The sequence below is a fragment of the Variovorax sp. 01T439_2 genome (genome assembly GCF_056398445.1).
This window is the reverse complement of sequence record NZ_JBFTPJ010000379.1, coordinates 1-9071: the sequence shown is the minus strand read 5'-3', so window position 1 is coordinate 9071 and position 9071 is coordinate 1. Positions and strand designations below refer to the sequence as shown.

The 9071-nt window shown below is 69.2% G+C and carries 7 protein-coding genes and 2 pseudogenes; all 9 read right to left on the bottom strand.

What is annotated here, in order from left to right; all coding sequences use genetic code 11:
• Positions 1-189: 189 nt before the first annotated feature.
• On the bottom strand, positions 190-837 hold the full coding sequence (locus AC1DOC_RS18210) for a flavin reductase family protein (RefSeq protein ID WP_018906487.1): 648 nt from the start codon (positions 835-837) through the stop codon (positions 190-192).
• Between the two features lie 361 nt (positions 838-1198).
• Positions 1199-2671 (bottom strand): N-acyl-D-amino-acid deacylase family protein, encoded by a 1473-nt coding sequence (locus AC1DOC_RS18205; protein WP_436287313.1) that lies wholly within the window; start codon positions 2669-2671, stop codon positions 1199-1201.
• Positions 2668-3579: a MurR/RpiR family transcriptional regulator gene (locus AC1DOC_RS18200; RefSeq protein WP_436287312.1), complete on the bottom strand. Its 912-nt coding sequence runs from the start codon at positions 3577-3579 to the stop codon at positions 2668-2670. Before AC1DOC_RS18200 ends, AC1DOC_RS18205 begins: the two co-directional genes overlap by 4 nt.
• A gap of 10 nt (positions 3580-3589) precedes the next feature.
• Positions 3590-4903, bottom strand: a complete 1314-nt coding sequence (locus AC1DOC_RS18195; protein WP_478130207.1) for an amino acid deaminase — start codon at positions 4901-4903, stop codon at positions 3590-3592.
• Positions 4900-5672, bottom strand: a pseudogene (locus tag AC1DOC_RS18190) (oligopeptide/dipeptide ABC transporter ATP-binding protein). Before AC1DOC_RS18190 ends, AC1DOC_RS18195 begins: the two are co-directional and overlap by 4 nt.
• A gap of 145 nt (positions 5673-5817) precedes the next feature.
• Complete coding sequence (locus AC1DOC_RS18185) at positions 5818-6864, bottom strand: ABC transporter ATP-binding protein (RefSeq protein ID WP_478079101.1); 1047 nt, start codon at positions 6862-6864, stop codon at positions 5818-5820.
• Positions 6864-7703, bottom strand: a complete 840-nt coding sequence (locus AC1DOC_RS18180; protein ID WP_012746365.1) for an ABC transporter permease — start codon at positions 7701-7703, stop codon at positions 6864-6866. Before AC1DOC_RS18180 ends, AC1DOC_RS18185 begins: the two co-directional genes overlap by 1 nt.
• Before the next feature lie 10 nt (positions 7704-7713).
• Entirely contained in the window at positions 7714-8655 is a 942-nt protein-coding gene (locus AC1DOC_RS18175; RefSeq protein WP_012746364.1) for an ABC transporter permease, read from the bottom strand.
• Positions 8656-8684: 29 nt separating this feature from the next.
• Positions 8685-9071, bottom strand: a pseudogene (locus tag AC1DOC_RS18170) (ABC transporter substrate-binding protein); the annotation flags it as partial.

The following is a 9071-nucleotide window of genomic DNA, read 5'->3' as shown; positions in this document are numbered from 1 at the left end:
GCCTACAACAGCGGCACGATCTTCATCGGCGACTGGCCGGATGGCAGCTCGACGGCGGACACGGCGTGGGCCTTGCTACTCGTCTTTATCGCGGGCCTGTGCGGCGTGCTCGCGTTGCGCCGCATGCTGGTGGTGCCGGTCGCGCGCAACCCCGTTCCCTGAAACCGGAACCAGCCACGCGCGGCAAGGCTAGCGGCGCACGGGCGCCAGCGGCCGCGCATCGACGGCCTCGCCATCGACGATGAAATGCCCGCCCGCCACGTGATGCAGCGTGCGCAGCTCGTCATGCCCGGTGAAGTTCCATCGGCCGTCGGCGAACACGCGCGCATCGGCCTGTGCAGCGATCACCTCGCCCAGGAACAGGTCGTAGCGCTGCTGGATCGGCGGCTCGGGCAGCAGGCGGCATTCGAGCCAGGCCGCGCAGCCTTCCAGCAGCGGCGCCTCGGTCGCAACGCCCGCAAAGGTCTGCAAGCCATAGGCCGCGAACTTGTCGTGCCCGTCGCGCTCCACGATCTCGCGGCCCGAGCTGTTGCCCAGCGCATCGGTGAGATCGAGCTGCGCCCGCGTGGGCACCTGCAGCGCGAAGCTGCCCGCGCCTTCGAGCAGCACGCGCGTCCAGGTGCTCTTGTCGAGCACCACCGCCACCTTGGGCGGATCGAAATCCAGCGGCATTGCCCACGCCGCAGCCATGATGTTGCGCTGGCCGCCATGCGCCGCACTCACGAGGACGGTGGGGCCGTGGTTGAGCAGGCGGTAGGCCTTGGCGAGGGGGACCGGGCGGCGGTGGAAAGACGAAGGCTGGGCCGGGGAGTCGGAAAGCGGTGTGGAATGGGCCATGCGCCAGCATGCCACGCCTTCTGCGCGCGCGCTTGGCGCCGCTGTTCGGCTTGGCGTTGTTCGGCTTGGCGCTGTTGTTCGGGGCGCGCTCCCGCCGACGGGGTMCCTTGCTCCGCGAATGTCCTCCGGCCTTCGGCCTCCCCCTTGATTTCGCTGCGCAAGGCACCCCATCAGCGGGAGCGTTGGACAGAGCRGTYGTTGATCAGCGGTACACCMRSRGCGTGCCCWSGTGCACAGGSCATCGGGTGCTCCCCGCAGCGAAATCAAGGAGGAGGCCGCAGGCCGGGGGACATTCGCGGAGGGGAGTACCCGGTGGCCTGTGCACGCGCCCCGAACACAAGACCCCAGCGCAACGTGCGCCTCAGCTCCCTCGAGTCAGCATCCGCCCCGCCCGCGCGAGCACCTTCGCTTCAGCATCACCGCCCCTATACGCGAGCACCCCATTCACGAATACCCGCTCCACCCCCAGGCTCACGCCGTGCGGCTTGTCGTAGGTGGCGGTGTCGGCAATGGTCTCGGGGTCGAACACCACCACATCGGCCATCGCACCCACACGCAGCAACCCGCGGTCTGCGATGCGCAGGTTGCGCGCGGTCATGCCGGTCATCTTGTGCACGGCCTGCTCGAGCGTGAACAGGCGGCGCTCGCGCCAGTAGCGCGCGAACACGCGCGGGAAGGCGCCCCACAGCCGCGGATGCGGATGGCGGTCGTGCGGCAGGCCGTCGCTGCCGATCATGGTGAGCGGATGCGCAATGACGCGCTCCACGTCTTCTTCCTGCATCTGGAAGTAGCAGGCGCCACCAGGCTTGAGGCGCAAGCACGCCTCCTGCTCGGTGGTGCCCCACTCGCGCGCGATGTCGGAGATCAGGCGGCCGGTCATCTCGGGGTGCGGGTCGGACCAGGTCAGCAGCACGTCGATGACGCCGTCGACCAGGTCTTCGCGCAGCACGGTGGAACCGGCCACGTAGGGGTACACGTCCATCGATATTTTCTGCCGCTGCGCGAGCGCTTCGATCAACGGCAGCGTTTCCTTCGTGCGGCCCCAGTTGGCAGGGCCCGCGCACTTGTGGTGCGAAATGACCAGCGGCACACCGGCGCTGAACGCGGTGTCTCCCGCTTCGTGCAGCGCCTCGATGATCTGCTGCATCTCGCTGCGCAGGTGCGTCGCGTAGACGCCGCCGTGCCTTGCCACGACGCGCGCGAGCGCGGTCACTTCTTCGGCCGGCGCAGCAAATGCTTCTTCGTAGAACAACCCCGACGAGAGGCCATGCGCGTCCTCGGCCATGCAGCCCTCGAGCAGCGCCGCCATGCGCGCAAGCTCGTCGCCGCTCGCGGGCCGGTCGAGCGCCTCCATGGCTGCGAAGCGCAAGGTGGTATGGCCCACCAGCGCCGCCACGTTGAGCGCGGGCTGCACGGCATCGACGGCCGCGCGGTACTCGGCCATGGTCGCATGCTTGAACGATTCCGCGCCCAGCAGCGTGAGCGGCGGCTTGGACTGCGGTGTGCGGTACGGTGCGAGCGAGATGCCGCAGTTGCCCGTCACCACGGTGGTGATGCCCTGCGACACCTTCGGCAGGCACAGCGGGTCGCGCAGCACGATGGCGTCGTCATGCGTGTGCGCATCGATGAAGCCGGGTGCGATCACCTTCGTGCGGCAGTCGACGATCTCGACGCCTTCGGGCGCCAAGCCTTCGGGCAGCCGCCCGCGCAGGCCCTCGCCGAGCGCGACGATGCGGTCGCCCTGCAGCAGCACGTCGCCGGGCCACGAAGGCCCGCCCGAGCCGTCGACCACGAGTCCGGCCTCGAGCAGGATGGCTTTCGATCGATCGCTCACGATGCGGGCCCTCCCGTGTTGATGCCGCCGCCGTCCCAGCTTTGCAGCGGATGCGTGGTGGCGTCGATGCCGTGGCGCTGGAAGGCTTCACGCGCGCGCTGCAGGCGCTGCACCGCAGGCTCGCCGCGGCGCTGCGCCACCAGCACCGTGAGGATCTCGATGGCCGTGAGGTGCGTCAGGTAGGCGTCGATGCCCACGTGCATCACGGCGTCGTCGGGCACCGAGAGGCCCAGCAGGAAGTCGGCCCTGGCCGCCAGGGCCGTGCCGGGCCGCGTGAGCGCGACCACCTTGGCGCCCTGCCCGCGCGCGATGTCCACCGCGTCGAGCAGCGAAGGCATGCCGCCCACGTGCGAGATGGCGATGACCACGCCGCCCGGACGCTGCGCCGCACCCGCCACCTGCTGCAGGTGGTAGTCGGCCCAGGCATTGGCCGAGAGGCCGAGCCTGAAGAGCCGCGCCTGCAGGTCGTTGGCCATGAACCACGAGGTGGCGCCCGCGCCGTACAGGTCGACGTGCGGTGCGGCCGCGATGGCGGCCACTGCGCCTTCGAGCACCTGCATGTCGAGCTGTCCGCGCACGCCCGAAACAGAAGCCGCCGCGCTGCGCGCGATCTTGCCGACGACTTCGTCGGCCGCGTCCTCGATGTTCACGCGCCGGTGCAGCGGCGAGCCGCCGAGCGCCAGCTCCTGCGCGAGCGCGAGCTTGAATTCGCGCAGCCCCGCAAAGCCCAGGTCGCGGCAGGTGCGCATGATGGTGGGCACCGAGCTGCGCGAGCGCTCGGCCAGCTGCTCGAAACTCTCTTCGAGCGCGCGGTCAGGGTCTTCGAGGATCAGGTCGAGAATCGCGCGCCGCGTGGCCGGCGCGCTGCTGCGGGCCTGCGCGATCTTCTGAAGCAGGGAAGGAGTCATCGCGGCGGGTTCAGAAATGCATGGCGACGGCGTCGCTCACGCGGTAGTTCTCTTCGACCACCGGCATCCAGTGCCATTTGTCGAAGGTGGTGCAGGGGTGCGAGATGCCCAGGCCCACGCGGTCGCCGACCACGGGGGCCTGCGCCTCTTCGGCGGCGTCCCAGCGCAGGTAGGCGTGCTGGTCGTTGAGCGCGCTGATCTTCCATCCGGCGGGCACGGCCTGCGCTTCGAGAATGCCGCGTGCGGCGCGCGCAATGGGCACCGGCATCGACAGGTCGAAGGAGATGTCGCGCTTGCCCACGGCCAGGATCGCCAGGCCCGGCTCGGGCCGCGACTGCACCGTGGCCCACACTTCCATTGCGGGGCGCAGGCTCTCGCCGCAATCGCAGCCCAGGCGCTCGTCCACCGCGCTCACCATGCGCTTGTAGAAGCCGTGGTCGTGCGTCACATAGCAGCCCGAGCGCAGCAGGCCGCGCACCGGCGAGCCCAGCGCGGGCTTGAGGCGCCCCGCCACCAGGTCGAAGATGGCCGAGCCGCCGGCCGAGACCAGCACCTCGTCGGTTTCGAACAATTGCTGCGTGTCGCAATGGCGCGCGATGGCTTCCACGCGGTCCATCAGCGCGCTGGCATAGGCCGCGTCGGCTTCGCTGGAACCCGTGGCGCCCTGCCCTTCGTAGGTTTCGATGCCCACGAGCTTGGCCGCATCGCTGGCACGCAGCCGCGTGGCAAGCGCCACGGCTTCCTCATGCGTGCGGCAGCCGGTGCGTGCGCCCTCGACGCCGATCTCCAGCATCACCTCGAAAGGCACGCTCTCGGGATGGCGCTTGGACCAGTCCTCGATCAATGCGAGCTGCGCGAGCGAATCGACCAGGAACACCACGCGCAGGTCGGCGTGCGCGTGCAGCAGCAGCTGGATGCCGGCCAGGTCTTCATCGCTCACCACCTGGTTGGCGATGAGCGTGCGGCGCGCGCCGGCGGCCACGCCCACCGCCAGCTGCGTGACGGTGGCGAAGGTCAGGCCCCAGGCGCCGGCATCGAGCTGGCGCCGGAAGAGCTGCGGCGACATGGTGGTCTTGCCGTGCGGCGCCAGGTCGATGCCCCAGGCGCGCACGCGCGACTGCATCCAGGCCAGGTTGTGCTCGAGCGCCTCGCGCTTGAGCACGGCCAGCGGCAGCGGCAGGTCGCCCGCGAGCACGTTCCATCCCGCGGCGCCGACTTCACTGCGGCGGCGCGGCGGCTGGGTGCGCGGGTAGGGCTTGAWGTTGCTGCCCAGCAGCGGGTCGTTGAATTCCGGGTCGGCGGTGGTGTCGGTCATGGTGTTCATGCGGCAATGTTGGAGAGCAGCTCTTTTCGGATGCAGGCGCTGTAGTGTCCGGCGGAAATCTCGTCGAGCGGCGGCACCGTCTGCGCACAGGCCTCGATGGCGTGCGGGCAGCGGGTGCGGAACACGCAGCCCGAAGGCGGCGAGATCGGGCTCGGGATATCGCCCTTGAGCGCGATGCGCTCGGTGGCAAGCGTCGGGTCGGGCTTCGGGCTCGCGGCCAGCAGCGCCTGCGTGTAGGGATGCGAAGCTCGCACCGCCGCCGGGCTGCGCCTTCGAACCGCGCTGCGACCATGCGCTGGCGCTGCCCGCCCGAGAACTCGTGCGGAAAGCGGCTCGCATGCTCGGCGCGCAGGCCCACGGTTTCGAGCAGCTCGGCAATGCGCCTGTCGCGCGCCGCCGCGCCCTTGTGCAGGCCGTGCGTGGAGAGCGCCTCGCCGAGGATCGCGCTGATGCGCATCTTCGGATTCAGGCTCGCATACGGGTCCTGGAAGATGATCTGCAGCTTGCTGCGCAGCCGGCGCATGCGTTCGGCCGACAGCGCGCCGATGTCGTCGCCGCGGTAGAGCACCTGGCCCTCGGTGCGTTCGACCAGGCGCAGCACGGTGCGGCCGATGGTGCTCTTGCCCGAGCCCGATTCGCCGACGAGGCCCAGCGTTTCGCCGGGCTGGATCGCGAAGGACACGTCGTCGACCGCGCGCACCGGGCGGTCGCTGGCGCCGAAGTATTTCTTGAGTCCGCGGACTTCGATGAGGGGAGCGGCGGTGGTCATCGTAGGCTTTCTCCCTCCCCTTCCGGGGGAGGGTTGGGGTGGGGGCTCTGGGCGGTGGAGAGCGTCGCAACGATGGAACGGCCGCGTGCCCCCACCCCGGCCCTCCCCCGGGAGGGGAAGGAGCAAGAAAGGAGCAGCGCGCTCGTCATGCCACCCTCGCAAGTTGAGCATCCGGCTGCACGCGAATGCAGCGCGCCTGCCGGCCCTGGCGGATGTCGATCAGCGGCGGAATCGCTTCCTTGCAGCCCGCCAGCGCATGGTCGCAGCGCGGTTCGAAGGCGCAGCCCGGCGGCGGTGCGAGCGGGCTCGACACCTGGCCGCGGATCGCGAACAGCCGCTTGGGCTTGGGCTGCCCCGGCAGCCGCGCCTTGCCCGGCAGGCAGGCCAAAAGGCCCTGCGTGTACGGATGCTCGGGCTGCGCGAACAGCGGCCGCACCGGCGCGCTTTCGACCACGCGGCCCGCATAGAGCACCACCACGTCGTCCGCATGGTGCGCGACCACGCCGAGGTTGTGGGTGATGAAGAGAATGCTCATGCCGGTCTCGGCCTGCAGCCGGCGCATGAGCTCGAGGATCTGCGCCTGGATGGTGACGTCGAGCGCGGTGGTGGGCTCGTCGGCAATCAGCAGCGTCGGGTCGCAGGCCATGGCCAGCGCGATCATCACGCGCTGGCGCATGCCGCCCGAGAGCTGGTGCGGGTACTCGTGGATGCGCTGCGCGGCCGCGGGAATTTCCACCAGCTCCAGCATGCGCAGCGCATGGGCCATGGCGGCCTTGCGGTCCAGGCCCTTGTGCAGCCGCACGCTTTCGGCAATCTGCTCGCCGATGGTGAAGACCGGGTTCAGGCTGGTCATCGGCTCCTGGAAGATCATCGACAGCTGGTTGCCGCGCAGGCTGCGCATCTCGCGCTCGCCGATCTGCAGCAGGTCGAGCGTCTTGCCCTCGCGGGTCACGAAAGAGGCCTGGCCGCTGACCTGCGCGTTCGCGGTCTTGGGCAGGAGGCGCATCAGCGTGAGGCTGGTCACCGACTTGCCCGAACCCGATTCGCCGACCAGCGCCGTGGTCTTGCCGGGCTGGATCGAGAAGCTCACATCGGCCACCGAACGGATCAGGCCGTCCTCGGTGGGAAAGCTGGTGCTCAGGTTGCTGACCGTCAAACGCGCGCTTTGCGGTGTGTTCGTGGCGTTCGTCATCACAGGGTCTTCTTCAATTTGGGGTCGAGCAGGTCGCGCACGCCGTCGCCCAGCAGCTGCAGCGAGAGCGCGGTGAAGATGATCGCGAGCCCCGGAAACAGCACCACCCAGAAGGCCTGGTGCGCGTACTGCTGGCTGCCCGCGACCATGGTGCCCCAGGTCGGAATCTCGGGCGGCACGCCCACACCCAGGAACGAGAGCCCCGCCTCGGCCAGGATCGCGTAGGCGAAGATGAACGACACCTGCACGAGGATCGGCGACATCAGGTTCGGCAATATGTGCCGCCACAGGATGCGCGAGGTGCGCACACCCAGCGCGCGCACCGCCTCGACGAACAGCAGCTCGCGCACCACCAGCGTCGAGGCCCGCACCACCCGCGCCACGCGCGGCGTGTAGACCAGCACCAGCGCGAGCACGGTGTTGATGAGCGAAGGCCCCAAGATCGCCACCAGCGCAATGGCCAGCAGGATGTCGGGGAAGGACATCATCGCGTCGACCACGCGCATCAGCGGCGTGTCGAGACGGCGGAAGAAGCCGGCCAAGAGGCCCAGCACCGTGCCCGCAACCACCGCGCCCAGCGCAGTGAGCGCCGCAATGGCCAGCGAGTAGCGCGCGCCGTGCACGATGCGCGAATACATGTCGCGGCCGAGCTCGTCGGTGCCCAGCAGGTGCTCGGCGCTCGGGCCCTTCAGGCGCTGCAGCACGGCGGTGTCGTTGGGATCGATGGAGGCGAACAGCGGCGCGCCGATGGCGAGCACCGCAATGACCAGCAGCACCAGCGCGGAGACCATCACGATGCGGCGGTGCATCAGCTGGCGGAGCATTCGTGGCATTTGCATTCTTGTTCCCTCAGACTTTCACGCGCGGATCGACGACGGCGTAGAGCAGGTCGATGGAGAAATTGATCAGCACGTAGATCGCCGCAATCACGAGCAGCGCGCCCTGGATCACCGGATAGTCGCGCCGCAGCACCGCGCTCACCACCAGGTTGCCGACACCAGGCAAGCCGAACACGGTCTCGGTGATCACGGCGCCGCCGATCATCAGCGCGACCGTGAGGCCGATCACCGTGACGATGGGCACCAGCGCATTGCGCAGCGCATGCTTGAGCACGACCGTGCTCTCGCTCAGGCCCTTGGAACGCGCGGTGCGCACATAGTCCTCCCCGAGCACGTCGAGCATCGAAGCGCGCGTGAAGCGGATGATGAGCGCAGAGTTCAAGAGGCCCAGCACCGTGGCCGGCAGCACCAGCGCGTGCAGGCGTTCGGCGAACGGCGCATCGGGCGCGCCGTAGCCCGAGACAGGAAACCACCCGAAGGACACCGCAAAGATCTGGATCAGCACGATGCCGAGCCAGAAGCTCGGAATGCTGGCGCCCAGCATCGCAATGCCGGTGAAGAGCTGGTCGACCACGCGCCCGCGGAACACCGCAGAGACGATGCCGCAGGGCACGCCGATCAGCGCCGCGATGGCCACGGCCATCAGCGCGAGCAGCGTGGTCGGTTCGGCCCGCTCCCACAGCGCCTGCGTGACCGGCCGCTGCAGGAAGATCGAGGTGCCGAGGTTGCCCTGCAGCACTTCGCGCAGCCAGTAGCCGAACTGCACGGGCAGCGGCTTGTCCAGGCCGTATTCCTTCTGCACGCGCGCGATGTCGGCCGCCGTCGCCTGGTCACCCAGCAGCACCGAGACCGGATCGCCCGAGGCCGCGCGCGTGAGCACGAAGACGAGCACCGCCACGATCGCGAGCACGACCAACATGCCGGCGGCGCGGGAAGCAAGATAGCGAAACATGGGGGGCGGTTCCGTGGCGGGGCGGGGGTTTACTTGATCCTTGCGTTCCAGAAGAACGGCCAGGTCGCGGGCTGGTAGTTGTCCAGCGCCGGACTCTTGGCCGAGAGGCCATTGAACTTGCCGACGTTGATGTACGGCACTTCTTCATAGACCACCTGCTGCACCTTGCCCCACAGCGCGCCGCGCTTGGCCGGATCGCTCTCGACGTTGAAGGCCTGCAGCGCCGCTTTCTTGGCGGGCGTGTCCCACCAGCCCGGCGCGCCGTCGCCCAGTTGCGGCGGCGAGAGCATCGGCTCGGGGAACTGGCCCGAATGGGTCACGTAGATGTCCCACAGCTTCGGGTCGTTGCGGCGCTGCACCAGCGTGGCCCAGTCGACCACGTTGAGGTCGACCTTGAAGCCGGCGCGCTTGAGCTG